Genomic DNA, 24,898 nt, shown 5'->3' on the forward strand with positions numbered 1-24,898 from the left:
TGACATTGCTGCACACGCTCCAAGCCACGCCGCTTTGCCCGCCAGGCAAGCTTGCCAGCATATCCTAGTCGCCCAGGCATCTGATTGAAACGGGCCTGCCGATTGAATCGGAGAGCAAGATGATCGAAGAGGCGGCTTCTTCTATGAGAACCGTCACATACAGCCGGCGTGGTCCATGCCCATGGCCTATTTCTGTTTGCCGGCCTTGGCGTAGGCGTCGGCGAAATAGGCAAGGAAGACATCCAGCATGCCGTTCTCGTGCTTGTCTTCCATCGTCCGCCATGTCGCGACGAGCGCATCCCAGGCCTGGCTTTTCCTGGACGAGAAGGATGCAGGCGGAATTTTCTTGGCGATCGCCTCCGGCGACAGGTCGTCGAGCAACCGGGACAGCGCGGCCTGCATGGCGGCGTAAGTGGCGATTTCGTGCGTCTTCAGATCGCGGAACGCATCCTCGATGCTATGCTTGGCATCGAGATAGCCGGTCCTGCGCTTGGCAAACATGATCTCCAAGATGTCGTCGGTGCCAGGCACGAATTTCAGCGGGTTGTTGTCCTCGGCGCCGATCATCGTGCGGTTCGCGCTCTTGGCGAGCACCTTTGCCGCCGCGCGCGCCTTGAGCAGCAGGGATAGTTGCTCGACCGTGGTTCTCAGCACGGCGCCGATCTCGGCCGCGACGTCATGCGGATCGCGCGACTTGAGCAATTCCGGTGCAATGCCCGCCGCCCTGGCGATCTCGTGCAACATCGCGTCCGCTTCAGCGGGCCGGTTGGCTGGAACTGCCCCCGGGCCGGGTGGCAGCGCCGAGGATGTCGACGCCGCCGCCTCGGGCGGGCGCTGCCCCGCCGGATTGAAGGATGGCTGCGGGCCGAAATCCAGTGGGCGGCCGGTCGCGGGCGGCAGTTCGCGCTGTGTCGAGCCGGTCCTGGCCTGCGGATGTCCGGTCGCGGCCCGTTCGTCTTCGACCGAAACGGAGACGACATAACGGCCGATCAGCAGCCGGTCGCCCTGGGCCAGCCGATGCGGCCCAGCCATGCGCTGGCGCGAACCGTTGACGAAAGTGCCGTTGCGCGAGACGTCATAAAGCCAGAATGAACCCGCCTGGTAGCGGACCTCGCAATGCCGGCCCGAAATGAACTTGTCCGGATCGGACAGCGTCCAGTCGCAATTCTCGCGGCCGATCTCGAAGCTGCGGTCGCGGGCGGCATAGCTGGCGGAGGTGCCGGCCGGCAGCCTGTCGACATTGCTGATCTGCAGAGAGATGAACATCCGGAAGCGTCGCCAAACTTGGTCAACAATTGCTTATCTTCGTGCAATTTCCGACGGAAAAAACGCTGGGCGCTTGTCCCGAATTGCTTCGGTATTCTAGCAGCTTGCAAGCTGAGCGGGAGGGGAGCGTTTCACGCCGGCGCGTGGGCGCGGTTTAGCCGTCGCTGTTATTTGGTCTCCATCAAACATGTGCTAGGCTGACTGTGGCGCAGTGCGGTGAATTCGACATCCCCGAACGTGACGCAGTTAATAGAACGGGGGCTTCAAACCACCACACTGGCGGCCGCGTCGAGGAGGGGCACGACCCATGCCGAACGAACGTGCCACGGTTGTGCAGACGCCGGCTGGCGCCGATCTGACCTTCACCCATCTCATCGGCCGCGATGAGATCAGCCGTTGTTTCGCCTATACCGTCGGCTTCGTCTCGAAGAACCGCGACATCGATCCGTTGAAGATGCTGGGCGGCGTCGTTTCGGTCGAGGGCGAATCCAATCCGAAGCGCTGGTTCAGCGGCCTGGTCGCGGATTTCAAACTTACCCGCATCGAGGATAGGCTGTCCTTTTACGAGGCAACTGTCCGGCCATGGCTCTGGTTCCTCGGCAACACCACCGACTGCCGTATCTTCCAGAACATGACGGCGGTCGAGATCGTCGAGAAGATATTCTCGAAATATGGCATCGCCAAATTCGAGAAGCGGCTGCAGGGGTCCTATCCCCAGCGCGAATATTGCGTTCAGTATGACGAGAGCGATCTCGATTTCGTGCAGCGGCTGCTGGAGCACGAAGGCATTTTCTATTTCTTCGAACATGACGAGGGCAAGCACACGCTCATCCTCTGCGACGCGATGAGCAAGCTGAAGCCGGCGCCCGGTTACGAGAAGGTGCTTTACAACTTCGAGGGCCAAGCCTCGCGGCGCGATGTCGAATACATCACCGAATGGATACCTGGCAGCGCGGTGCGGCCGGGCGCCTATGCCCACACGGATTATGATTTCGAGAAGCCCGGCGCCGATCTGATGGCGAAGTCGGCCCAGCCCTTCGCCCACAAGGAGGCCTCCGGCGAAAACTATCGCCAGCCCGGCGCGCATCTCGATGTCGGCCGGGGCGACAAGATAGCGGGGATCCGCCGCGAGGAGCTCCAGGCCGTTCACCAGCACAGCACGGCGGTTGGCACGGTGCGCGGCTTGTTTTCCGGCTGCAAGTTCACGTTGGAAAGCTTTCCGCGCGACGACCAGAACCAGGACTATCTGGTGGTCAGCGCCGAATACCGGCTGTTCGACCCGGGCTATCGCACCCAGAGCGAAGCCCACAGCGAGAACTACAAGGTGGTGCTTGGCGTGGCGCCGACCAAACTGCCCTATCGCCCGCCGCGCATCACGCCGCGGCCGATCATGCGCGGGCCGCAGACCGCGACCGTCGTCGGCCCTTCAGGCGAGGAAATCTTCACCGACAAATATGCGCGGGTGAAGGTGCAGTTCCACTGGGACCGCCTCGGCAAGAAGGACCAGAACTCGTCCTGCTTCGTGCGTGTCTCGCAGACCTGGGCCGGCAGCAACTGGGGCTTCATCCAGATCCCGCGCATCGGCCAGGAGGTCATCGTCGACTTCATCGAAGGCGACCCGGACCTGCCGATCATCACCGGCCGCGTCTACAACGCCTCGCAGATGCCGCCTTACGGGTTGCCGGGCAACGCGACGCAGTCCGGCTGGAAATCCAATTCCTCGAAGGGTGGCGGCGGCTACAACGAGCTGATGTTCGAGGACAAGGCCGGCTCCGAACTGGTCAATTTCCAGGCGCAGAAGGACCACCATCTGCTGATCAAGCACGACCGCAACAAGACGGTCCAGCACGACCAGTCCGACCGCATCGACCACGACGCCAAGCACTCCGTCGGCCACAACCTCGACGAGGATGTCGGCAACAACAAGACAGTCAAGATCGGCGTCGACCAGACGACGAACATCGGCTCGAACGACACCGAAACGGTGGGCACTAATCGCTCGCTGACCGTCGGCGCCAACGAGACGATCAGCATCGGCGCCAATTCCACCGAAACCATTGGTGCCAATCACACTCAGACTGTTTCGATCGTTCAGGCGATCACCGTGGGCGCAGCGCGCGTCGATACGGTTGGAGCTTCCGAAACCCGGAGCGTCGGCGGGCCGCAGACGAACACGATCGGCACGACGCGGTCCGTCACCGTAGGTGCCGCGCAGAGCCACGACATCGGGGCGGATGACAGCTGGACCGTCGCCGCGAACCAGTCGGTGCAGATCGGAGCCGACCAGAACTTCAAGATTGCAAAAAATCAGGGCGCTGACATCGGCGCCGACCGCTCCGCCAAAATTGCCAAGGACGATCTCACCGAGGTTGGCGGCAATAGAGCCGTCAAAATTGCGAAGAAGAGTCTGGTTGAAATTGGCGAAGACGGCGGCATCAAGGTCGGCAAGACGCTGTCGATCGAGGCCGGCGACGCGATCGTCATCAAATGCGGGTCGGCTGCGATAGGCATGAAGAAAGATGGAACCATCACCATCGAAGGAAAAGATATAACTGTCATAGGATCGGGCGAAATAGAGGTGAAGGCGTCGAGCAACATCACCATGAAGGGTAGCAAGATCAATCAGAACTGAGAGATGCGCGGATGGCCAGGACGGTCGCGAAGATAGACGGTGTCGTGATTGGCATATTTCTGGGGTTTGACGACGATGTTGTCCCGCTGGTCGTCTTCCCCGGGAACCCCGAGCAGACGGCGCTGCCCGCGCGCAGCCTCACCGAACTGACGTCGGCCATGGTCGGTTCGGAAATCGCCTTGATGTTTCAAGGCGGTGATCCGCGAATGCCTTTGATCGTCGGGCGGATCGTCGATCCAGTCCGCAAATCGTCCACGCAAGTTATTCGCGACGGTGAAAGTGTTCGCATAAATGCCCAGGAACGGCTGGAACTGCGTTGCGGCAAAGCAACCATCGTCATGGAAAAGGACGGGCATATCACGATACGCGGGACGTATCTCGTCAGTCACGCAAGCGCGTCGAACCGCATTCGCGGCGGTTCGATCAATCTGAACTGATGCCCGTCCCCGTCCTGCGTGAGATCGTGCGCCAGCACGCCGAAATGGCCGCCTTCCTTTGGACGGTCTACGACTATCATCTGCTCCATCCGGACGAAAATCCCGATATGGACGGAGATCGGCTGGCGCGGTTGATCGAACGGCTGGAGGCGCATTTGGACGGGTTACGCGTCGCGGGAAATATCGGCCGGGAGATCGCCAACGACCGATTTTCCGAGTACCCCGAGGCGGGCGAACTGTTCGTCGTCAGAATGCTACAGCCCACAATTCAGCCCATTCCCGTGACGCAGCTCAACCTTGCGAGTGTGCGGAAATATCTGGCTGCGCATCTGCCGCGCTGACTACTGGATCAGGCGAAGGTCGGTGCCGTCATAGTCGAGCTGCAGCGAGTTCCATTTCTTGCCGTCGAAGCGCCAGGCAATGCCCCCTCCGACAAGATAAAGATATTCAGCGTCTGAACGCATGTCCCATCCGCTGCCGGCCGGGTGGAATTCCACCAACTGGTCGCCTTGCTCCCGATAGACGCCGTAGTCGCTATCGCCCCAATATGTTTCACCCTGAAACTGGTGGACGCAGAAAAATCTGCTCTTGGGCGCCTCCAGCTCGACGATCTCTTCATTCGTCACGCGGATGCAGGTGCCATCGTTGCCACAGGCGCGAACGACGCCGTCGGGCGTTACGAATACACCCCATAGATCGTTCTCGATCGGGAGATCGATTGCCTGCCAACCGGCTCCGACCAGCCGCTGCAGTGTCCCGACCTGTCCTACGCTATGGATAAGGTCGCGCCTTGGCCCGTGAACGTCCCGCAGGCGATGCGGCCGGGCGGGTTTCAACGCCGACCAAGCATTTCCATCGAACGCCCACGACTGCCCCTTGTCTCCGACCAGGAGAGTGAGGCCATCGTCATAGGACCAAACACGCTGCATCAGATTCTTTGCGACCTTGGTGGATGTCCAGCCGCCATTGCTGTAGCGCCACACCACTCTCCCCACCTGAAGGGCAAACAGGTTGGTGAGGCTTGGCGACGTCAGAGAGGCAAGCCACTCGTCAATTTTCAAGGTTTGACTTTGTGTGCCGGGAGCGAAGCTGCTCACCTCAAAAACAACGGAATAGGCGACGTCGTGGTCCTGCGTTCCGAGCTCGAAAAGGAGAGCGCAATGATTCAGACCGAACGGAGTGATCTGCATACATTGGGCGTGGTAGCGGGGGTCCCGAAGGATCGTTTCGATTTCGTCGGTGAACTTGCTCATGGGCTAACTCCTACCTGGTCATGGCCCTGACGTCCTTTATGCTCACGGGCGGTTTGCCCGTCGCCTTTCGGTGTTCGTTGATTTTCTCCTGGATGTGCGCGAGGAAGACAGCGACCAGACAAGCTGCGACTCTTGCCTTTTCTGCGGCTGACTTGCCGGCCATGTTCTCGTGATTGTCCACGGATGCCTGCGCGCAGGTGTCGGTGAACTCACCCAAATTGGGGTCGTCATTGGCCAGACTGTCTCGGCACACCTTGCTCTTGTCGTAATGGTCGGTGCCGGTCGTCTGGCCGTTCCGGATGCCGCTGGGCTTGCTGTCGCTTTTGGTCCACCTGGAGTGCATGCAGAGGCATGGCGCGTCGTCACACTTATAATTCTTGAACTTGGCCTTGGTGCTATTGCGATTACCGGACACCGCCATAAATTGATTTTCCACATAGTGTTCCGACCATTCGCCCTTCTTGCTGTCGCAGGGACTATCGCCATGGCGATGAAGGACCATGTCGTTCCTGGTCAATATTGTCTTGCAGGAGATCCCATCAACCTGCCATTGCGCCGCATGGACCATCGGCGGAGTGTTGGCCTGGGGTGATGCGTGATTGTTGGTCGCGAGATCGGTGTGACGAACGACAGGCTCGCCATCGAACTTCACGTCGCTTGACCAGGAATTGAAATACTCCTTGCCCGTGTTTGTGGAGGTGATGACCCCTTTCTTCGCCGCGCATCCAGCCTCGGTGCCGGACGTCTTCGTCAAGTAAGACTGGTTTTTGATGTTGACGGTTTTGTTGGCGATCTTAACGGTTCCCGTTCCCTTGTCGGTATCCGACGCGAAGCCGAAACTCGGATAAGGAACCGGCACGCCCGGTGGCGTAGCGGGGTTTTCGGGCGGGGTGAAGCAAACGTCCGGGAACGCGCCCAGAGTTTTCGCGTCGACGGCCTTGCCCGAGATCTCCAGACTGTTGGCAAAAACATTTGTCGACATCAGCTCGCCACCGCAAAAATGGCGGCACCACAGGCGCCGCTGTCGTTGGAGGCCTCGATAAGAACGGGATTGCCCTTGTCATAGCCCTTTCGGGCGGCTGTCCAGGCCATTCCGATCATCATCGGAACGACCGCCGCACCGACATTGCCGACGAATTCGGTGGGCGACCACAGATCCTGGAAGGCGTCGCGCCCGCGGATCAACCGCAATGATGCCAGCGCGGTCTGCCTGAACCAGTATTGTTCGCCGATGAGATCGGAAATTCTGTAGCCGAGCCGGTTCATCTCGATACCGGTCTGATCGAGCGCGGCGCGGTAGGCCGCCGTCATCCCGTCGCCACGAAGAGGAAGGTCTTCCTTGTTGTAGATTGCAGCCAGCTCGCGAGCGAGGCCGAGCCCGGTCAATCGCAGGGTCCTGGCACCGCGTCGCGACAACACGACCGCCGCTGCCGCTTCGCCCGGGATGAAGCCGTTTGGATTTTGCGGCGCGAGAATTCGGTTTTCGCCGATGTAATGGCGGATGGTCTCGGAGGTCAGATAACTGTCGACGCCGACGATCATCACGTAAGGCATTTCACCGGTGGAAATGAGTCGCCGCGCCTGCTCCAGTGCGACATGACCGGAGGGACGACCGTAGGCAACGACCCGGGAGCGTGAATAGGCGTCGACCTCGACGATGTCGGCGATGCGGCGCAAGAGGTTGGCCGGATTGCGGACAGGATGACCCGGACGGCCTTCTTCACCTATGCATAGGATCAGGGCGGTCTGCCCTCGTGCCTCGGGGAAATTGTCGAACGCCTCGACAATTGCGCCCGCTGCCAGGTGCGCAATGCGCTTCTCGCCGATCCAGGTTCTGGGAAGTGGCACCGGCGCTCCGGTCAGCCAGCCGCCACGCGGGCCTCGAAACCGCGTTTCTTGGAACCCGTCCACTTTTGCGCGCATGGCCGCGCACGAGGATGGGGCGTCGAGGCCGACTGCCGTCACCATGCCAATCGAAGCGACTTCAATCGACCCGGTCATGCGTCGGTGTCCGTGGATGTTTTCAGGCTCGCGCGGATATATTCCTTGCCCCTGTCCATGGCGCGCACCATCGACTCGCTGGGTGGGCCGACCCAGCACTCCGTAAACTCCAGGATCATTCGCTGAATTCGATGAGAGACGCGCCAAACCAATGAAAAGCGTCGGTTTTCAGGATCGATAAGCACGGTGTCGGGCAACACGCTCCCGTCGAAAACCCGGTGCTGTTGCTTGAACAAAGTCATCGAGAGGCCGGAAGGTGGCAAACGAAAGCTCAGCCTTCCTTCCGGCGTCAGATTGACCAATTGGACCTCTTCCCCGCCGCGCGGATAGTCGATCTGCTGGTCGGCTGGCGCCATCTGAAAATAGCGGTCATCGAAATCGGGCGGCAAGAACGGAAAGATGTTCTTCATCCAGTTTTCGTCATAGGTGCCGCCATATTCGATGCGCCCGGGCCAGCCTCGGCCCATCGGCCCGAAACTCATTGGTTTGTAGTCACCGAATGGCGAACGGATTTCCTCGCCGACGGATTGCGTGTTCGGCAAGCCAAGGCCCGGAATGAAACGCTGGTTCCTGGCGCGTGACCAGCCGGTGCCGACCGGGTTGTATTTGTAACTTGCCGGCGGCTTGTCGTCGGGGTCCAGCCTGTCGACGCCACCCCATGCAACGTCATAGGATATGGGTAGCTTCAGGAAGGGCCGTGGCGCGGTTGCGGTGAACATCGGCCCGATGGCTCGCCACTCGCGATGGCCGACCACTTCGAACCGTTTCGACCAATTGCCGAGCTTGACGCCGACGAGCACTCGCTCCGCTGGCCGTCCGCCGGGCGCGTAAGCGAAGCCATTCACGATCACGTCGCAGCGTGGCTTGTGGAAAGCGAAATCTGATTCCCAAAGCGTGGCGGAGAAACCGGCGTCGCCGGTGTGCATGTCGGCCGTGACCAGAGGGACCTGCCGCGCCGACTTTTGCACCGCTCCGCCGGGCGTCGCCGGAAAATCGAATGTACCCTTGACGATAACCACGATGTGCTCGTGGCCCGCGACATCGGTGGCGGTGGTATATTCGTGCGGATAGCCCATCTGGTTCCAGATCTGCATCAGCTGGTCTCCCAACTCGCCGCGAAGATCTGCTCGAGCGTCGGCCGCGGCGTTTGCGGATCGACGTCGAAAATATCCGTATGCGCCGTCCACATGACAAGGTCGTCGATGACATTGCCCTCATCCTTGACGGGTGGAACGGGCAGGGCGGCCAGCGCCGCGTCGAGTTCGTCGGGCGTCAGCTCTCCGCGTTGCGCGGCCAGCGCCGCATTCTCGACCCCTTCGAACCACGCGTCCGCATAAGCCAGCTTCAGCCGCGCCCCCGACAGCCTTGCGACGACACTCAACGGGAATTGCCGGCCGACCCGGTCGGCGCTTTGCAGCACGATGCCCGCCGAGGCGCCGAACGAACCGGGGCCGGCCAGAAAACGCAGCGCCGTGTCCGCCGGCCAGGCTTCGAGCCCGAACAGCGGCACGATGTGCTGCGCCAGCCAGCGGTCCCAAACGCGCACGAAATCGCCCGGCAGCCGCCTCGTCACGAAGTCGCCGGCGGCAGGCATCTTGCCGTAGAAGCCGGGCAGGATCAGATCTGCGGTGGACATGTGAACTTCTTGAACATCTCTAACGTGTAGGGGTTCTCGACGCTGGCCGCCTTGAGCTCGAAATCGGCCCACATGCCCTTGGTGCCGAGCCGCAGGCTGTAGACATCGGTGAGCTTGGTCGCGTTGAAGCGGCCGCCGCGCAGCATTCTCAGCCACGCCCAGCTGCCCGTCTCGTTGAGCATCACCTCGGGCGAGCCGTCTACCGGCTGGAAGGCCAGCGAGATCACGCCGGTGCCGTCCTTCCCCGGCCACGTCATCGGCTGCGGCCTGGTCGCGTTGTTGTAATAGACCATGTTCTGGCCATCGAGATTGAGCGTCACCCGCGCCACGTTGGGCGACAGGTCCTTCGGCTCGAGCGTGAAATTCATCACCGGTCCGGTGCCGCCGGGGAAGAGATCGTCGCGGATATGCCGCGCCTGCTCGAAGGCGGCGAGCGCCGCCGGATCCAGGCCGAAATCGGCGCGCCATTTCCACGGCTCGCTGGCGGTGTCGACATAGTTGATCAGATGATCGTTGGTGAAGGCGTCGATCAGGCCGGTCGGCCCGAACAGGCGCTGGAAGTCGCGCACATTGACGTCGACGGCGCTGTCCGGGCTGAACGGATAGCGGTTGTTGAGCGCGGCCTGGCAGAAGGGCAGGATATCGGCCCGCCAGATGGCGTTGAGCTCATTGGTCACCGCCTTCTGCGACAGGCCGCTGGTGTCGCCGGCAATGCCGCCCAGCCAGTCGTTGATCGGCGAGGGCAGGATCTGCGCCTGCCTGGCGACCGCGCCCGTCAGCTCGGCGAGGCCACCCTGCTTCTTGATCGCATCCTGCGGGTTGGGATTGGCCGTCACCGTCTGCAGCACGTTGGACAGCGCCGTCAGCGCCACGACCGCGGCATCGAGCGCCGGCGGCTGGCCGTCGACCTGCGCGATCGTGCCTTTGAGCGGCTTGAAGTGCTCGGCCACCAGGCTGCCGGTCATATCGACCTGATTGGCGGAGCCCGCGCGGGGCAACAGCTTCGCGCCGGTGGTCACCACCTTGCCGAGCTTGCCCAGCTTGCTCAAGAGCTTCGATCCGGTTTGGGCGGCGCCGGCCTTGTCGTTGGCCGACGCATCGTCGGAACGAGTGAGGTCGGTTTCCTGCACCACCGCCGTCAGCAGGCGCTTCAGCGCGGAGTCGGCATTGGACAGGTCCTTGAGGTTCTCACTGGCGACGTTGAGATCGGTCAGCGGCGCCAGCCGCATGTCGCGCAGGAAGGAATCCCACTGCGCGATATAGTCGTCGTAATAGAGCTTCAGGATGTCCTCGGAGAGCGCCGAGACCGACGTCTCCGAATTCTCCGAGCAACCGCCGGCGAACACCGCCCGGTCGAGCGCCGCCTGTCCCGCCACGTCCTCGACCCGGTCGAGGATCGCGTCGTGGAAACCGACATAGGTGTAGGGGCCAGGCACGCCGACGCGCAGCGTCTTGTCGGAGCGGCGCGCGAACACCTTGGCGCCGTTTGGCCCGGCGAAATTGGCCGGTACCCATTCCTTGACGGCTGCCACTTCGGGGTCCGCCAGCAATTGCTTGTAGGCGCGCTCCGGCAGCGAGATCGTGCACACCGTCTTCAGCGCCTCGGCGACCAGTTCCTTGTCCGGCGCGATGTAGCTGTCGTCGACCGCCATGCGCCGGATGGCGGCAAGCTGATGCTCTTCGGCATCCTGGGTCGGGAAGGGCGGCGCCGGGGCGAATTGCGGCAGGCTGTTCACCCACCAGTTCTGCACGAAATCGGTGTCCATCTGCGACAGGCCGGTCATCATCCGGTAGGTCTTCAGCGCGCCGAGCATGAAATCCGGATCGCGGATCTGCCGCCACATCGTCGCCTCGAGCAAGGCGACCATATGCGGCTCGAGCACGTTGCGCAGAGCGTGGTCATAAGTGTCGGCCTGCGCGCGCACCAACTCCGCCGAAGCGGTCGGGCCGAGCAAATTGTGGATCGCATCCGGCGGAGCGGTGCGGGCCGTCGCCACCGCGTCCATCGCCGCCAATGCGCCGTCCATGGTCGGCTGCTCGACCGCCGCCGGCATCGCGGCGACGTCTGTCAGAGGCTGCTGCAACGCCTCGAACTGGCCGGCCTGCGCGGTGATCGCATTGCGGTTGTCGAGATAGGACCAGGTGAACAATCCGGCGGCCAGCAGCGCCGCGAGCGCGCAGGCGGCGGCGGCTCCGCGCCAGATCCAGGCGCGGCGGCGCTGCGCCAGCGGATCGAACGTGCCGAGGCCGGCCTCCTTGAAGATCACTTCGGTGAGCAGATTGCGCAGGAAGAAGCTGCGCTTCTCGACGCGCGACGCCGGCATGGCGCGACGCGGCGGCAGGCCGAAGGACGATGACAGCGCAGCGGTCAGCCGGTCGATGGGCGCGCCTTCCTGCGTCGCCGACGTCAGATAAAGGCCGCGCAGCCAGGCGGCTTCCTCGTAGCGGCTCTCGCCGAACATCGCCTCGACCAGCACCTGGATCGGCTCGGAGAGGCTGGCCAGCTGCGCCGGGAAACGGAAGATTTCGGCGCGCTGGCCAAGCTTGTCCTCGTCTTCGAGCCGCGGCACCAGCCGCCGTTCCAGCTCGGCGGCAAGCCGGGCCAGCTCGGTTTGGATCGTCCCGGCGTTGACGCGGGCATCGAGCGGGAAGGTGGTGCCCCACACCTGCTCGCGCGCCGTCGTCGACAGGCCGCCGAAGAAGGCTTCGAAGCCTTTGATCAGGTCGGCCTTGGTCAGCATCAGGTAGACCGGCAGGCGGATCTCGAGCCGATCGTTCAGCTCAGCCAGCCGGCGGCGGATTTTTCGGCCATGCGCCTTGATCGCTTCGTCGCCTTCCGACAGCGCGTCGATCGACAGCGCGACGATGACGCCGTTGAGCGCACGGCGGCCCCGGTGCTTCTTCAATAGGTCGAGAAAGCCCAACCATTCCGCGGCGTCGACGTCCGGCTGGCTTTCCTGCTGGACGTAGCGGCCTGCCGTGTCGATCAGCACCGCGTTCTCGGAGAAGAACCAGTCGCAGTTGCGCGTGCCGCCGACGCCCTGCAGGTCGTCGGTCAGGTCGATCGGGAAATTGAGGCCCGACTGGCGCAGTGCCGTGGTCTTGCCGGTGGCCGGCGGCCCGACGATCACATACCACGGCATCTCGCGCAGGAATTTTCTGCCGCCGAGCTTGCGCCGTTTGAGCTCGGCCATCACCTCGCCGAACTTGGCACCGACGGCCGCCACGCTCTCCTCGCCGGGGGTAAGTTGCTTCTCCTGAACAGGTGCCGCGATCTCGGCGACGAACATGCGGTTAGCGCGGATCGCGCGGCGCTGCGCGATGATCAGCCAGATCAGCCACAGGATGATCAGCCCGGCGATGATGGCGATGCGCACATTGTCGGATTCGAACGGCGCGTAAGGGCCGACCTGCACGATCGGGCCGAACACCCAGATCAACAGCGACAGCAGCGCAATGCCGATCAGCGTCCAAAGGAAACGCGAGGTGATGACGGCCCAGAGGAAGCGCAGGATGAACATCTCAGAGCCTCTTCTCGACCAGAACCTCAACGCGCCGGTTGAGCGCGCGGCCCTCGCGCGTCGAATTGTCGGCCACCGGATCGGTTTCGGCGTGGCCCTCGGACGAGATGCTGTCCTGCGGCACGCCGGCCTGCACCAGAAGCTTGGCTATGGTTTCGGCGCGGGCTTCCGACAGACGCTGGTTGCTGGCCAGCGGATTGGACTTCTGCAGCCGCACATTGTCGGTATGGCCGACGACGGTGATCTTTCCGATCAGCTCCTTGTTGTCGAGGATCACCTTGGCGATCGACGCGATGAGCGGCTCGTAGCCTTCGGTCAGCGTCGGCCGCGACGACTGGAACAGCTCGGGATTGGAGGACTGGATGATGAGCTTCGCCAGCGAGACGCTCTCGGTGCCGCTCAGCGCGCCCTTCAGCTCGTCCGGCGCCGCGGCCTTGAACTCGGGCAACAGCGCGAAATCGACCGGCTGCGGCGCTTCGGGTTCGGGGGCATCCTGCTTGGGCGCGGCGCGGGTGACATCGCCGCGCGAGGCCGGCGGCAGCGTGCGCACCAGCGCAGAAAGCTCGACGGCCTGGCTGCTCAGGCCCATCGATAGGCCGACATAGGCAGCGGCGGCGACGACAATCGCGGCAAGCGCCATCACCCAGATCGGCACGATGAAGCGCTGCGGCTCGTCGGACGCGATCACGCCTTTCCAGTTCGGCGACAGCGGCGAATCCTCGGCATCTGCATTGCGCAGGAAGCGCGCCGCCGCCACGCGCACGGCGTTCAGCGAACGGTCGCCGGCGCGGCCGGGCACTCGGTACTTGCCGCGGAAGCCGAGCGCCAGGCAGTAATATTGCAGCTCCAGCATCTCGCGGTCGCGGTTGGGATGCCGCTCCAGCTCGTCGAGCCTGGTGAAGAACTGGGTGCCGGCATCGACGTCGCCGCGCAGCATGACCACAAGCGGCTGTCGCGGCCACGCGCTGGCGCCGCCCCACGGCGTGTTGAGCGCAAGGTCGTCGAGCAGTGCCGCCACGGCCCAGGCCGCCTGGTCCGCGCGCTCCAGCGATGAGCCCGCGGCAACAGCGGCGTCGCGAGCCTGCACCAACTCGTCGAGCAGGCGCGTGCGCATCACTTCCGGGTTCTCAGGCGCCAGCGCGCTTTCGAGCTCCGGCGCGAATTCGAGCAGCGGCGCGAAGATGTTGATGAGCGTGTTGGGATGGGCGCGCGCCCGCTTGACCGGCGCGCCCGGCGCCAACGGCGCCATCGGCCGCGGCGCCGCACCGGTCAGCCGGATGCGTGTGCGCTCGCGATCCTCCGACAGTCCGAAGGGATCATCCCGGCTCATGGCCTCACCTGTTCACCGAATAGCAGTCGACCTGCGGCTCGCTCGGCAGCACGCCGGAAACGCCGATGACGAAGCCCGGCGCGTCGAGCAGCGAGGCCCAATGCTCGCTCTTCTGGTCGAGCTCCAGGCACAGCCGGTCGCCGTCATAGGGGATTTCGCGCGGCTGAGAGTGCAGCGGCTTCAGCGGAATGCCGGGCAGGCGCGACTTCCACAGACCCTCGAACTGGTCCGCCGAGCCGACCGTCGCCTGGTTGACGAAGATCTTGCGCAGCGCGTCTTCCGAGAGCTCGGAGCCGACGCGGATGACGATGCGGCTGGCGACCAGAAGCTTCGGGTTGTCGATGCGCACCTTCCAGACATTGGTCGCGTGCCGCATGACCGGCAGCGCACGCGATTTCGGCTCGATATAACGCAGGCTGAGGATCAGCGAACGCAAGGCGTCGGCCAGCGCCATATAGGCGGGGCCGGGCGCCATGTGGTCGTAGGCCGGCAATTCGCCGAGCCGCCGCGAGCTCGAGCCGTAGGTGGCCATCTCCCCGGCAAGGCCGGCAAGCTCGAGATAGAGCTCGGCCGGATGGAAGACATCCTGTGTGAGCATATGCGCAAGGCGTGGCCGCGCGGCGTTGGCGAGGTGCAGCATCAAAAGGTCTTCGACGCTGCGGCCGGCACCGCCCATCACCATCTTGCCATGCGCCTCGGCGATCTGGTCGAGGCCGGTGACCACCTCCTGCAGCAATTGCCGGTACCAGGCGACGGCGCCGGTGATCAGCGTCGGCGGCAGGAAGGACTGGTCGAGCGAGACGCCACCATCGGCACGAACGCCTTTGATGTCGGCGACCGGCAGCGCGGTATAACCGCCGACCGATTTGCCGGGCGCCAGCAGCACGGCTTGCGGCCGGGCGATTTCGATCTCCTCCGGATCGGCGCCGCCCTGCACGGCATCGCGCACTGGGACGATCTTGCCGTGGTAGCGCGCGCCGGTCGATTGGGCATGCGCCGGATCGAATCCGACGCCGCCGGGTGGTTCGAGCGGCAGCGCCACCAGCACTGGCCCGGCGCCGGTGTCGGCCGTGACCGGCAGCGGCTTCGGCGCATCCATCAGCTCGGGGATGGAGAAGGGCGTGCCGTCCGGGAAAATGCCCCGGGCGGACACGATCGAGACCTGACCGGCATCGAGCAGCGACTGGTCGAGCGTCAGCTGCTGGAAGCCGAACGTATGGAGCTGGCCGGCCTGCAAGGCGCCGCGCACCATCCCCTCGAAGAACCGGTCCTGCTGCTGAAAATGCTGGGTCCTCAAGAAGAGCCCCTCGGACCACAGCACCCTGTTTGCGTCGCTCATGCTGCCACTCTCTGCACTGCCCTGTTGGCGCTTCGCTAGGCGGATATGCCGCCCTTGCCGAGGTTGACGTTGATGGTGAATTTCGACCCCGGCGATACCGACTTGGTCGTGCGCCAGTTGCGTCCGCCGGGTTCGCGGATCAGCGCGACGAAGCCGAGCGCCGTGGCGTTCGGCTCGACGGTGATGGTCTTGGCCGCCGTCTTGCCCGGCGCGACCGAGATCGAATCCGAGCCGATGAGGTCGGCGCCGAGCGCCGAACCGGCATCGCCCTGCAGCGCGAAATAGTCGGCCGAATTGAACTTGCCGGTGCTGGCAAGCCGCATCACCAACACCGTCACCGGCCGGTCGCCGCCGCCCGGTCCCGGGTTCATGCCGGCGCCGCCGGTCACGTTGACCGAGATCACCGATGGTTTCGGCGGGCCGCTCTGGCAAGCCGCAAGCAGGGCCGTGGTGCCGATGGCAACGATGAATTCGCGTCTGTCGATCATGCTTCACTCCTCTTCATATGCATCCCTGAAGTCAGCGCCGATCTCGCCCAGGAAGCTCGATTCCGCGCTCTGGGCGATGTCGCGGTGGCGTTTCTGGTAGAGTTCCCAAAGCTTGGCGTTGCGACCGCCGGCGAGCAGATTGCCGATGGCGGAATTGGACTTGAGCTCTTCCTCGATCGCGGCCGGATCGAAACGGTCGATCATGCGCCGCAACGCTGCCTGCACGCCGCGCCAGGCGCGCACATGATGCTGCGCAAGGTCCTTCACCGCGTCGCCGATCGCCGCTTCGCCGGAGAGAAAGCCGGGGCTGCGTTCGGCGATGATGGTGACGATGACGTCCTCGACCGTCGGCAGGAATTTGAGCGGGTTGACCTCGGAAGCGCCGACCATCGTCTGGGCGACGCGCGCGCTTCCCTTCTCCTCGGCGCGCTTGCGCAGGAGCTGCATCAGGCCATCGAGCATCAGCCTGTATTCCCGCCCGAACTTCTCCATTTCGACAATCGCATCGCGCCCGGGAAAATCGGCCTCTTCGACGCCCATGCCGCGCAGGAACGCCGCGCGCAGCGCCATGTCACTTGGCGCCGGTTGCGGCTGACGGGACGGCTTGGGCACGGGAACAGGGCGGGACGGGGCGGGAGCCGCCTGTGCCGGTATCTCCCATGGACGAGCAGCTTGTGGTTTTTCGGCGGGGCGCTCGACACGAGCAACCGGATCGGCGGCATTGGCGGAAGCGGGCGTCGGGGCCGGCCCGAAGCTGAAATCGTCGTTGAAACTGGCCGCTCTGGGCGCGGGTTCGGGCGTATCGTTGCGCGACGGCATGTCGCCGAAGCCGAACGGGTCCGCTCGGCCGGCGGCCGGCTCATCGTTTGAGGCCGGCGTTGCCACCGGATCGAGGCTGAACGGGTCATCGAAGGCCGGCGAGCTGCGCTGGCTGGAAACGCGATCGTAGGCTCCGGGCACCGGCTTCTCGAATGGATCCGGCAACCCGGCCGGGCGCGGGCGCGGCGGCTCTTCCTCGACCTTGGCCGAGAAGAAGTCATCGCCGCCGAGGCTGGGCGGCGTCCTTGGCTGCGGCGATGACCATGCTGGCGCCGCATGGTTGACGATCGGCGCCTGACCGACCGACGTGTGGCCGGCGCCCGGCTGCACCTCGACATGGAGCACATAGTCGCCCATGCGCAGCCGCATGCCGCTCTGCAGCCGCGCCGACCTGCCGGCTCCCAGAGGGCTGTCGGAGTCGTCTATGAACAATCCGCTGCTCGACGTGTCGGTCACGTAGTAGCCGTCACGGCCGCCGCTGATCTTGCAGTGGGCGCGCGAGACGAACATGTCCGGATCGTCGATCTGCCAGCCGGCGTCGGCGCTGCGGCCGATCACCAGTTCGCCCTCGTCCAGCCGGGTCTGCCTGACCACTTGCGAGCGCGGGCCTTGTTCCAGCGTCAGCAGCAGGCTCATGCGGCTGCCTCCGCCATGTCCGACCGCCAGCCGACGACGGTGCGCAACCTGAGATCGTCGGCGTCGCCCTTCTCGGCGGGGCGCGAAAGCCAGGAGGTCCGGCCGAGCTGGATGGTTCCCATTTTAGGCGGTGGCACCGCCTCCCGCGCGAGCACGATGCGCAGATCGACGTCGAGCGCCTCTCCGATCATGTCGCGCACCGCCTTCTTGAACAGGGCAAGGCGGCGTTCTCCGGGCAGGAACGACTTGAAGTCGTCGAGGCTCAGCGGTCCGACGCGCAGTTCGATCCTGCTCTGCCGGCTGAAGACGCGCGGGCCGATTGTCGCGCCGCTGCCAAGCGAGGCATAGGCCTTTCCGACACGGCTCTGCAGCGCCTTCGGTATGGTGATCCAGGCGGCGACGAATTCCTTGATCTCAACCGGCACCTTGAAGGCCGTGGCGAGAAACAGTGTCAGCCGCTCCGCGCCGTCGACCTGGTTGGCGAGCGATCCGGCCTGGCGCAGCCGCACCGTGTCAAGCTCGGGGTCCTGCGTGCCGGGCAGGCCGATCCCGGCCATCGCTTCCAGCATGGCGCGCACGCGCCCGCCGACCGAGCGTTCGACCTGCACCGCCGGATGCGCGTCGGCCCATGCCCGGTAGTAGAGCGCGATCATGCGGTGCTGCAGGATGTTGACGAAGTCGACGAAAGTCGTGTCGCTGGTCTGCTCGGCGTCGGCGCCTGTGAACCAGCGCTGCGACAGGCGGTCGAGCACCCAGCGGGTCAGATGCAGCGGCATCGGCCCTTCCGGCCCGAGCAGGCCGAGATTGGCGACAGTCACGCGCGCCGGAGCCTTGTCCCTGGCATCCTGGAATTTGACGACGTCCCGCGCCGAGAAGCTCAGGCGCACATGTTGGCCGAGCCTTGCCGGCTCGCGGTCCGCGGTTCCGGAATAGCCGAACAATCCGCGCCGCTGTTCGAGGCGGCGCAGCAGCTCGAAGAAGTCGAAGCCCTCCGACAGCGCCTCGGCTTCCTTCGGAGCCGGCTGCGCTAGATCAGGTAGCGATTGCCGGGCGTCATCGGCCATGGCACATCCTCCTGCTTCTGCAGCAACCGCGTGCGCGTCCGCACGAAGCCATTTATCCCGGCATGGCGGGCAAACAGCCGCGCCAGCAGGGCCGAAAGCAGCAGCGAGCTTTGACCTGCCAGCACCGACTGGTCGACATGCAGCGTCACCTCCGTGCCGCGGCCGAAGCACATCGGCCCGTCGATCTGCAGCCGTTCGATCACCGGGCGCGAGTCGATGCGGGTGATCGAATGCACGTTGCGGGCAAGGCCCGGATCGCCGCGATCGGCGTAGAGGTCGAGCAGCGCGTGCAGCGGATCGATGCCGCGGCCTTCCTTGGCGAGGCTGAGGAAGTTGAGCGAGAGCTGCGCCACCAGCCGCCAGGCGAGATTGTCGGCGCGGGATTCGCCTTCGGCGCCCGCCGGCAGCGCTGCCGGGATCGCCGGTTGCGGCGGCCGCAGCGCACCCATCAGCCGCACCGTCTCGACCGGATCCGCGGTTTCCAGCGTCAGCGTCGGGGTGTCGTCGAGGATCGGCAGGTCGCGATTGGTGCAGAGCGCCATGATGTCGAGTCGCTTGAGCGGCCGGTTCGCCGGGCTTCCAGCCGGGCGCGAGACCGCGACGAAGACATCGTCGCCGGTGTAGGAGGTGCGGGTCAGACCCTCGCGCCGCTCTTCTTCGGTGGCTCGACGCGGACGTCGTTCGGTCGAATAGACCCAGCCGCTGCCGCGGTTCTGCCCCAGGCTGAACAATTCGGGAATTATCGCCTCGTTGCCTTCCGCGTCGGCGTCTTCCACCCGGGTGACGCGGAAAATCTCGAAATCGCGGGCCCGCGTGCGGTCGGCATGCACCACCTGACGCGTCCTGCGCTGATCGATCTCGATGACGTTGCATTCGCGCTCGAAGAGATTGATCACCGGCGTCACGAAGAGCTCGAAATCGGCTGTCGTCACATCGGCGAGTTCCGGTGCCGGACGGCGGAACAGGAAGATGATCTCGAGGCTTCCATCGCATCTGCGCACCACCGGCTGCAGGCCGGCGACGCGCACATAGTTGAAGCGCTCGGGGATGATGAAATACTCGCGCAGCAGCCGGTATCCCTCGAAGGTTGGGCGGGTGCGCGGCATCAGAGCTTCATCGTCGCTTATGCCGATCATTTCGGGCTCGGGCAGGGCCGTGAGCGGATTGGTCTTGCCTTCGGCTCGGGCGCCGACAGCCGAGCAGGCGCCGAAGATCGCGTCGAACAGCAGCGGCGCCTTGGCGCGCCCGGCGAAATAGAGGTCGAGACGATCGAGCGACAATTCGCTGAGCTTGCCCTTTCCGGACCGCGCCAACGTGACGCGAAACGCCGCTTCGCCGCGCACGCCGCCGACCGGCGCGATGCCGGCAGCCGCCAGCGCGCTCCGATCCTGGAAATAGCTGACCGAGGTGATCGCGATCGGCCACAGCGTCACTTCCTGCGCGGTGGTGAAGGTTGAGCGCGTCGAAAGCCCCGGATGCAGGCTGGAGACCAGCCGCGTTCCGCGCGCGACGGCGTGGCCGGCGATCATCGACTGCACCTGCTGTCCAGGTTTCAGCACGGCCATCGCCGTCGCCGGCGCCGGCGTCACCAGGTCCGGATAGAGCACGTCGAGCACGGCGCGCGAAAACCGCGAGCGCTCCGCGTCGACCTTCAGCCGGGTGCGCGCCGCCAGAAAGGCCACGCCGTCGAGTAGCCGTTCGACATAAGGGTCGGGGCAGGGGACCGTGTCGAGGGAAAGATTGCGGGCGACCGCCGGATGCATGTCGGCGAATTCGGCGGCAAGCGCCCGGATATGGGTCAGTTCCTCTTCGTAATACTCAACGAAGACCCGATCCATTTCAGGTCTCCCGGAATTCGGTTCGCGCCAGGCCGTTGTCGAGATTGATCGTGGTGCGCAGCCGCATGCGTTCCGGCGTCGGCGTCATGATCAGAACGGCGTCGATCTCGATCTTGAGGCCGACGCTCTTGTCGCCGAGCGTGACATTCACGGTCGTGGCGCTTTCCTTGAGGCGCGGCTCGAAGGTGGCGAGCACAGCGCGGATCTCGCGCGCCAGGGCGTCGCGGTCGAAATCACGCGACGAGCGGCCCGAAAAGGACGGCACGCCGTAATTCACGACGCTGCGGCGCACTTCCGGAAAATCGGCGAGCGGCGGCAGCTCGTCCAAAGGCTCTTCGTGCTCGGCATCGGAAAGCATCGGGACGGATTCGAAGCGCTCGGTGTTGAACAGGGCCTCGATGTCGCGCCGGACGGCTTCGCGCAGCACGCGCGCCGAGACCACAACGCCGCGGCTTTCGATTTCGGCGCGATGCTCGGTCTGGAACACCAGCCGGTGCAGGCGCCGTTTCTGCTCGGACGTCAATTCGGCATCGGCATCGATGGCGCGCGCGCTGCCGGCAAGAAGAGCCTCGACGCGCTCGGCGCCGAGTTCTTCTTCCAGCAGGCGACGCAGCCCGTCGATCTCCGACGTCAGCCCGGGCAAATCGTTGACGAGGCGGTCCCAGAGGGAGGGCTGGACCGCCTCGCGTTTCGCCCGGGAGCTGCCGGCAAGTTGCGCCTTCGCACCAGGCCGTTTGGCCTCACTTGCCGACATAGACGTCCATTTCGATCTCGTCGTCCTTGTTGTAGACGAACTTGATCTTCTTGTAGGCGAAGCTGACCTCTTCCTCGATGAGGTCCGCCTCGTCGCGGGCCTGCCGCATATCGTATTCCATGACCGAAGCGTCGGTGAGCGTCACGACCAGATAGTCGCTGGTCTCGCCGTCAATGGTGCGGCGTGCCGAAAACACCACCTCGTCGAGCGCCTTGTTCTCGAACAGCGCCTTCTTCAGGTAAGGCGAAGACTTGTCGTAGTGCTTGAAGAATTTGATCATCCCCATCGACACGCGGCCGCGCCGCGACAGCGAGTTCGGGTCGTACGGCGCGATCATCTTGTAATCGACGCCATGGATCTCGATCTCGTCCTCATGGCCGTCCCGCTTGCTCGGGCCCTTGATATCCGGGACTTTCAGGAAACCGTCGATCTTCATCGAAGGCGCATCGGCTCTGTCAGGCATTGTCTTTCTCCACCGCTTTCAAACGAAACACTTTGCGATTTCAGCCCTTCACTGACGGCAGTTCCGACACCAGCCGGAGTGAGGCGTTGATGCCTTCCAGCTGGTAGTGCGGACGCAGATAGAAACGGGCATTGTAGTAACCGGGCCGGCCTTCGACGCTGTCGACCTGGACCTCGGCCGCGGCAAGGGGACGCTTGGCGCGCGCCTTGTCGTCAGCGAAGGCTGGATTGGCCAGCACGTACCGGTTGATCCATTCGGTCAACCAGATCTGCATGTCGGTGCGTTCCTTGAACGAGCCGATCTTGTCGCGCGCAATCGCCTTGAGGTAGTGCGCGAAACGGGACACCGGGAAAAGATAGGGCAGGTTCGCCGAGAGCCGCTCGTTCGACTGCGCGTCGGGGTCGACAAGACGGCCGGCGCGTGTCTCGTCGTCCTGCAATGAATGGGCGCCGATAAAGGCGGCAAGGTCGGTGTTCTTGCGGTGAAGGATCGGCATCAGGCCGAGCTTGGCCAGTTCCGCCTCGCGGCGGTCGTCGATGGCGACTTCGGTCGGGCACTTCATCGCGATCGATCCGTCGTCTGTCGGGAAGGCATGCACCGGCAGGTTGATCACCGTGCCGCCGTTCTCGACGCCGCGGATCTGCGTGCCCCAGCCATAGAGCTTGTGGCTGCGGTTGATGTTCACGCCCATCGGGAAGGCGGCGTTCATCCAGACATATTTGTTATGATCGCCGCCCACCTCCTCCTCGAAGGTGAAGCCTTTCACCGGAACGGTTTCCGAGCCATAGGGCAGGCGCGCCAGCACGCGCGGCATGGTGAGCCCGATATAGCGGGCGTCCTCGCTCTCGCGCAGCGATTGCCACGAGGCATAGGCCGGGTTGTTCACGATCATCTGCAGGTCCTGCGGGTTCGGCAGTTCCTGCCAGCTGTCCATGCGGAACAGGCGCGGCGATGCAGCGGCAATGAAGGGCGTATGCGCCGAGGCGCAGATGCCCGAAATGTTGCGCAGCAGGCCGACGTCGCGCGGATGGTTCGAGAATTCGTAGGCGCCGATGATGCAGCCGATCGGCTCGCCGCCCAGCATCGAATACTCGTCCGTGTAGACTTTCTTGAAGATCGGGCTCTGGTCCCACATCTGGCCTTCATAGTCTTCGAGCGTGTCGGCCAACTGCTCCTTGGAGATGTTCATCACCCGGATCTTGAGGTGCTTGGCATCCGTCTCGGTGTTGTTGATGAGATACCAGAGGCCGCGCCAGGTGCCTTCCATCTCGCGCACTTCCGGTGCATGCAGGATCTCGTTGACCTGCGTCGTCAGCATCTTGTCGATGCCGGCGATCAGCGACTTGATCGACTTGATCGCGTTGGACGAGATCGTCGTGGTCTCGGAGCGCGATTGGGCGGCCAGCGCCAGGTTGCGCACCAGTTGCTGCAGCTTCTCGCTGTCGTCCTTCTTGACCTTGAAATCCTTCTCAAGGAGTCCGCTGAATTCGCCGAGATCGATGGCTTCCGCCTCGGCGGTGGCGGCTGCGGTCTTTTGCTGTTCGGCCATGACTTACTCCTCGCCCTTGCCGTCATCCATCGCCTGGCTGGCGATCTTGCTCAGCAGCGGCTCGTTGTTCAGAAGCTGCGCGATGCGCTTTTCGGCGTCGACACGGCCGTCCATGAAGCCCAGCAGCTCCTCGAGCTGACGGCGCATCTTCAGGATCTCGGCCAGTTGCGGAACCTGCTCGGCGACCTTGTCCGGCGCGAAATCGCCCATCTTGGAGAAGGTGAGGTCGATCGCGAGCTCTTCGTCCCGCTCCTGGCCCTCGGCCTGCGGCAGGGTGTTCTTCACCCGCGCCTTCACGCGCGGGCCCATCGCCTCCATGAATTTGGGGAAGCGGTTGGCGTCGGTTTCGACGAAGTTGCGGTCGAGGACCGACTTCGACGCTTCCCTGGTCTGTGAGGCGCCCGAAAGATCGGCCATCACTGCCATGACGAACGGCAGTTCGATCGTCGTCGGGCTGCCGTAGGTTTCAACGTCATAGGCGATCTGCACGCGCGGCGCCCGGTTTCTTTCGATGACCTTCGCTTTGCTCTCTGCTGGCATGCTTTTCTACCTTTCATCCTTCTGAGCCGGCTTCTTGGGATCGGGGACACCGGCAAGCTGCCGGAACTCCTTCAGCCCCGACGGGGCGAGATCTTCCATCAGTTCCACGAAATCCATGTGCACCATCCGGCGCACGCGACGCGCGAGATGCGGGATCGGGCTGGACGGCTCGGTGCGGTCGTAGAAGGCGACCACGAGGTCCAGGCATTTGACGACCTCATCGCGCGAGTTGATCCGGTCCGGCAGACCGGCGCTCGCTTCCACAGAGTTAGCCACACTTGCCATCGTCTCGGCTCCATGACCGTTTCGGGCGGGTGTCGACGCCGGCGCCGCCGGCTGCGGGGCAGTTTTTGCAGTGCCATTAGCGGCGGCGGCGCTGGAGTTCCGCTCCAGCGTCGTCAGCAAACGTTGCAGGAACCTCTTCAATTCCGGGACAGTGGCGCCATTGCCATCGATGCGGGGATTGAGCGCGGCGTCGACCGTGTCGAGGGCGGAAATCGCGGAATGCGCGTCCGCCAGCAGGGACGTCATGGCATCCGCTGCCTGATCGATCTGCGCCGCGCACCCGGTGCGCACGCGGTTCAACAGCTGGTTGTGGGCGCTCGTCAGCGCCGCCTTTTCGGCAGCGCCAAGCCCGGAGGCTGCTTCCTGCAGCATGACGCGCTCGTCGATCGCCGCCTGCTCCAGGTCCCGCCCGCTGATCGGCCCGATGGCGCGCGGCGAGAAAAAAACCGCCTGCCTGAGGTTCGCCAGCAGGCCTTCCTGCCCGTTCTGCAGGTCGAGCAGCGCGTTGATGCGGCGCAAGGCGGCTTCACGTGGCGCACCAGAGCGCAGTGACGGGTGCATCGTGTCCCAGTATTGCTCAAAGGTCCGCGCAATCAGCGTTAGCCCCTGGGCGAGACCCGCCAGGCCTTCCTCATTGGCGAGAGCGCGCGTGACGAGGACCAGCAGACGCAAGTCGCGGCCGCGGGGCCGCAATTCCTCGGCCTTTTCCAGGACTGCCGCCCAGTCGACCGGGACGGTGGTCTGCGAGGTGTTGTTGCCGTCGTGGGAAACTTTGAGCTGGGCTTCCGTCAGCCGCTCCAGCTCATGGAAGGCCGGGTCGTTGCGCAAGTCCTCCCCCGACGGATTCGCACCGTTCAGAGGATTCAGCCAGAGTGCGAGATCAATCACACCAACCCCCAGCCAGAGGACCTGAGACCCTATGTGACGTAACGTTATCACCGGCCTCACGCCACGACAATTGAGCACCTGCGCAAAAACTAACGGAAGCTAAACGCGACCGTTTTCCGCGGCGAAACCCATTGCGCGATTGTCGGACCCGGTATGTGA

At 64.1% G+C, this 24,898-nt stretch carries 21 protein-coding genes; 3 read left to right on the forward strand and 18 right to left on the reverse strand.

Going from position 1 to position 24,898, the window contains the following annotated elements; translation table 11 throughout:
• Positions 1–186 precede the first annotated feature (186 nt).
• The gene (gene tagH, locus EN869_RS27670; RefSeq protein ID WP_127229465.1) at positions 187–1,266 is read right to left on the reverse strand and encodes a type VI secretion system-associated FHA domain protein TagH; all 1,080 of its coding nucleotides are present in this window, start codon (positions 1,264–1,266) and stop codon (positions 187–189) included.
• A gap of 307 nt (positions 1,267–1,573) precedes the next feature.
• Here tagH (EN869_RS27670) and tssI point away from each other — a divergent pair, with 307 nt between their 5' ends.
• From tssI to EN869_RS27685, 3 genes are read left to right on the forward strand one after another with little or no spacing between them, the layout of a single operon-like run.
• Complete coding sequence (tssI, locus tag EN869_RS27675) at positions 1,574–3,898, forward strand: type VI secretion system tip protein TssI/VgrG (RefSeq protein ID WP_127229464.1); 2,325 nt, start codon at positions 1,574–1,576, stop codon at positions 3,896–3,898.
• An 11-nt stretch (positions 3,899–3,909) separates the two neighbouring features.
• Positions 3,910–4,335 carry a DUF6484 domain-containing protein gene (locus tag EN869_RS27680; RefSeq protein WP_127229463.1) on the forward strand — a complete coding sequence of 142 codons (426 nt, stop codon included), beginning with the start codon at positions 3,910–3,912 and terminating at the stop codon, positions 4,333–4,335.
• Complete coding sequence (locus tag EN869_RS27685) at positions 4,335–4,676, forward strand: hypothetical protein (RefSeq protein WP_127229462.1); 342 nt, start codon at positions 4,335–4,337, stop codon at positions 4,674–4,676. Before EN869_RS27680 ends, EN869_RS27685 begins: the two co-directional genes overlap by 1 nt.
• On the opposite strand, the gene EN869_RS27690 is transcribed toward EN869_RS27685, so the two are convergent.
• From EN869_RS27690 to tssA, 17 genes are all read right to left on the reverse strand, one after another.
• Positions 4,677–5,588: a hypothetical protein gene (locus EN869_RS27690; RefSeq protein ID WP_127229461.1), complete on the reverse strand. Its 912-nt coding sequence runs from the start codon at positions 5,586–5,588 to the stop codon at positions 4,677–4,679. It lies immediately after the preceding gene.
• A 10-nt stretch (positions 5,589–5,598) separates the two neighbouring features.
• Positions 5,599–6,570 carry a DUF4150 domain-containing protein gene (locus EN869_RS27695; protein ID WP_127229460.1) on the reverse strand — a complete coding sequence of 324 codons (972 nt, stop codon included), beginning with the start codon at positions 6,568–6,570 and terminating at the stop codon, positions 5,599–5,601.
• Positions 6,570–7,589, reverse strand: coding sequence for a beta-ketoacyl synthase N-terminal-like domain-containing protein (locus tag EN869_RS27700; RefSeq protein ID WP_127229491.1), 1,020 nt, complete (start codon positions 7,587–7,589; stop codon positions 6,570–6,572). Before EN869_RS27700 ends, EN869_RS27695 begins: the two co-directional genes overlap by 1 nt.
• The gene (locus EN869_RS27705) at positions 7,586–8,683 is read right to left on the reverse strand and encodes a DUF2169 domain-containing protein (RefSeq protein WP_127229490.1); all 1,098 of its coding nucleotides are present in this window, start codon (positions 8,681–8,683) and stop codon (positions 7,586–7,588) included. The genes EN869_RS27700 and EN869_RS27705 overlap by 4 nt, the downstream gene beginning before the upstream one ends.
• The gene (gene tagF, locus EN869_RS27710; RefSeq protein WP_189341257.1) at positions 8,683–9,225 is read right to left on the reverse strand and encodes a type VI secretion system-associated protein TagF; all 543 of its coding nucleotides are present in this window, start codon (positions 9,223–9,225) and stop codon (positions 8,683–8,685) included. Before tagF ends, EN869_RS27705 begins: the two co-directional genes overlap by 1 nt.
• The gene (gene tssM / locus EN869_RS27715) at positions 9,207–12,746 is read right to left on the reverse strand and encodes a type VI secretion system membrane subunit TssM (protein WP_127229459.1); all 3,540 of its coding nucleotides are present in this window, start codon (positions 12,744–12,746) and stop codon (positions 9,207–9,209) included. Before tssM ends, tagF begins: the two co-directional genes overlap by 19 nt.
• Before the next feature lies 1 nt (position 12,747).
• The gene (tssL, locus tag EN869_RS27720) at positions 12,748–14,076 is read right to left on the reverse strand and encodes a type VI secretion system protein TssL, long form (RefSeq protein ID WP_127229458.1); all 1,329 of its coding nucleotides are present in this window, start codon (positions 14,074–14,076) and stop codon (positions 12,748–12,750) included.
• Positions 14,077–14,080: 4 nt separating this feature from the next.
• Positions 14,081–15,415 carry a type VI secretion system baseplate subunit TssK gene (gene tssK / locus EN869_RS27725; RefSeq protein ID WP_127229457.1) on the reverse strand — a complete coding sequence of 445 codons (1,335 nt, stop codon included), beginning with the start codon at positions 15,413–15,415 and terminating at the stop codon, positions 14,081–14,083.
• A 35-nt stretch (positions 15,416–15,450) separates the two neighbouring features.
• Entirely contained in the window at positions 15,451–15,903 is a 453-nt protein-coding gene (gene tssJ, locus EN869_RS27730) for a type VI secretion system lipoprotein TssJ (RefSeq protein WP_127229456.1), read from the reverse strand.
• A gap of 3 nt (positions 15,904–15,906) precedes the next feature.
• Positions 15,907–17,358 carry a type VI secretion system-associated FHA domain protein TagH gene (gene tagH / locus EN869_RS27735; RefSeq protein ID WP_127229455.1) on the reverse strand — a complete coding sequence of 484 codons (1,452 nt, stop codon included), beginning with the start codon at positions 17,356–17,358 and terminating at the stop codon, positions 15,907–15,909.
• Entirely contained in the window at positions 17,355–18,422 is a 1,068-nt protein-coding gene (gene tssG / locus EN869_RS27740; RefSeq protein ID WP_127229454.1) for a type VI secretion system baseplate subunit TssG, read from the reverse strand. Before tssG ends, tagH (EN869_RS27735) begins: the two co-directional genes overlap by 4 nt.
• Positions 18,386–20,260, reverse strand: coding sequence for a type VI secretion system baseplate subunit TssF (tssF, locus tag EN869_RS27745; RefSeq protein WP_127229453.1), 1,875 nt, complete (start codon positions 20,258–20,260; stop codon positions 18,386–18,388). Before tssF ends, tssG begins: the two co-directional genes overlap by 37 nt.
• Position 20,261: 1 nt before the next feature.
• Positions 20,262–21,014 (reverse strand): type VI secretion system baseplate subunit TssE, encoded by a 753-nt coding sequence (tssE, locus tag EN869_RS27750; protein WP_127229452.1) that lies wholly within the window; start codon positions 21,012–21,014, stop codon positions 20,262–20,264.
• Complete coding sequence (locus EN869_RS27755; RefSeq protein ID WP_167498734.1) at positions 21,001–21,450, reverse strand: Hcp family type VI secretion system effector; 450 nt, start codon at positions 21,448–21,450, stop codon at positions 21,001–21,003. The genes tssE and EN869_RS27755 overlap by 14 nt, the downstream gene beginning before the upstream one ends.
• Before the next feature lie 67 nt (positions 21,451–21,517).
• Positions 21,518–23,026, reverse strand: a complete 1,509-nt coding sequence (gene tssC, locus EN869_RS27760; RefSeq protein WP_127229450.1) for a type VI secretion system contractile sheath large subunit — start codon at positions 23,024–23,026, stop codon at positions 21,518–21,520.
• Between the two features lie 3 nt (positions 23,027–23,029).
• Complete coding sequence (tssB, locus tag EN869_RS27765) at positions 23,030–23,566, reverse strand: type VI secretion system contractile sheath small subunit (RefSeq protein WP_127229449.1); 537 nt, start codon at positions 23,564–23,566, stop codon at positions 23,030–23,032.
• Positions 23,567–23,572: 6 nt separating this feature from the next.
• A complete protein-coding gene (tssA, locus tag EN869_RS27770; protein ID WP_127229448.1) occupies positions 23,573–24,739 on the reverse strand; it encodes a type VI secretion system protein TssA in 1,167 nt (388 codons plus the stop codon).
• Positions 24,740–24,898 lie beyond the last annotated feature (159 nt).

Source organism: Mesorhizobium sp. M2D.F.Ca.ET.226.01.1.1 (assembly GCF_004022705.2).
Classification (GTDB): Bacteria; Pseudomonadota; Alphaproteobacteria; order Rhizobiales; family Rhizobiaceae; genus Mesorhizobium.

Bases quoted from the DNA above. Each gene is read 5' to 3' on its own strand.
- tagH (WP_127229465.1), bottom strand. From the start codon at position 1,266: ATGTTCATCTCTCTGCAGATCAGCAATGTCGACAGGCTGCCGGCCGGC.
- tssI (WP_127229464.1), top strand. From the start codon at position 1,574: ATGCCGAACGAACGTGCCACGGTTGTGCAGACGCCGGCTGGCGCCGAT.
- EN869_RS27680 (WP_127229463.1), top strand. From the start codon at position 3,910: ATGGCCAGGACGGTCGCGAAGATAGACGGTGTCGTGATTGGCATATTT.
- EN869_RS27685 (WP_127229462.1), top strand. From the start codon at position 4,335: ATGCCCGTCCCCGTCCTGCGTGAGATCGTGCGCCAGCACGCCGAAATG.
- EN869_RS27690 (WP_127229461.1), bottom strand. From the start codon at position 5,588: ATGAGCAAGTTCACCGACGAAATCGAAACGATCCTTCGGGACCCCCGC.
- EN869_RS27695 (WP_127229460.1), bottom strand. From the start codon at position 6,570: ATGTCGACAAATGTTTTTGCCAACAGTCTGGAGATCTCGGGCAAGGCC.
- EN869_RS27700 (WP_127229491.1), bottom strand. From the start codon at position 7,589: ATGACCGGGTCGATTGAAGTCGCTTCGATTGGCATGGTGACGGCAGTC.
- EN869_RS27705 (WP_127229490.1), bottom strand. From the start codon at position 8,683: ATGCAGATCTGGAACCAGATGGGCTATCCGCACGAATATACCACCGCC.
- tagF (WP_189341257.1), bottom strand. From the start codon at position 9,225: ATGTCCACCGCAGATCTGATCCTGCCCGGCTTCTACGGCAAGATGCCT.
- tssM (WP_127229459.1), bottom strand. From the start codon at position 12,746: ATGTTCATCCTGCGCTTCCTCTGGGCCGTCATCACCTCGCGTTTCCTT.
- tssL (WP_127229458.1), bottom strand. From the start codon at position 14,076: ATGAGCCGGGATGATCCCTTCGGACTGTCGGAGGATCGCGAGCGCACA.
- tssK (WP_127229457.1), bottom strand. From the start codon at position 15,415: ATGAGCGACGCAAACAGGGTGCTGTGGTCCGAGGGGCTCTTCTTGAGG.
- tssJ (WP_127229456.1), bottom strand. From the start codon at position 15,903: ATGATCGACAGACGCGAATTCATCGTTGCCATCGGCACCACGGCCCTG.
- tagH (WP_127229455.1), bottom strand. From the start codon at position 17,358: ATGAGCCTGCTGCTGACGCTGGAACAAGGCCCGCGCTCGCAAGTGGTC.
- tssG (WP_127229454.1), bottom strand. From the start codon at position 18,422: ATGGCCGATGACGCCCGGCAATCGCTACCTGATCTAGCGCAGCCGGCT.
- tssF (WP_127229453.1), bottom strand. From the start codon at position 20,260: ATGGATCGGGTCTTCGTTGAGTATTACGAAGAGGAACTGACCCATATC.
- tssE (WP_127229452.1), bottom strand. From the start codon at position 21,014: ATGTCGGCAAGTGAGGCCAAACGGCCTGGTGCGAAGGCGCAACTTGCC.
- EN869_RS27755 (WP_167498734.1), bottom strand. From the start codon at position 21,450: ATGAAGATCGACGGTTTCCTGAAAGTCCCGGATATCAAGGGCCCGAGC.
- tssC (WP_127229450.1), bottom strand. From the start codon at position 23,026: ATGGCCGAACAGCAAAAGACCGCAGCCGCCACCGCCGAGGCGGAAGCC.
- tssB (WP_127229449.1), bottom strand. From the start codon at position 23,566: ATGCCAGCAGAGAGCAAAGCGAAGGTCATCGAAAGAAACCGGGCGCCG.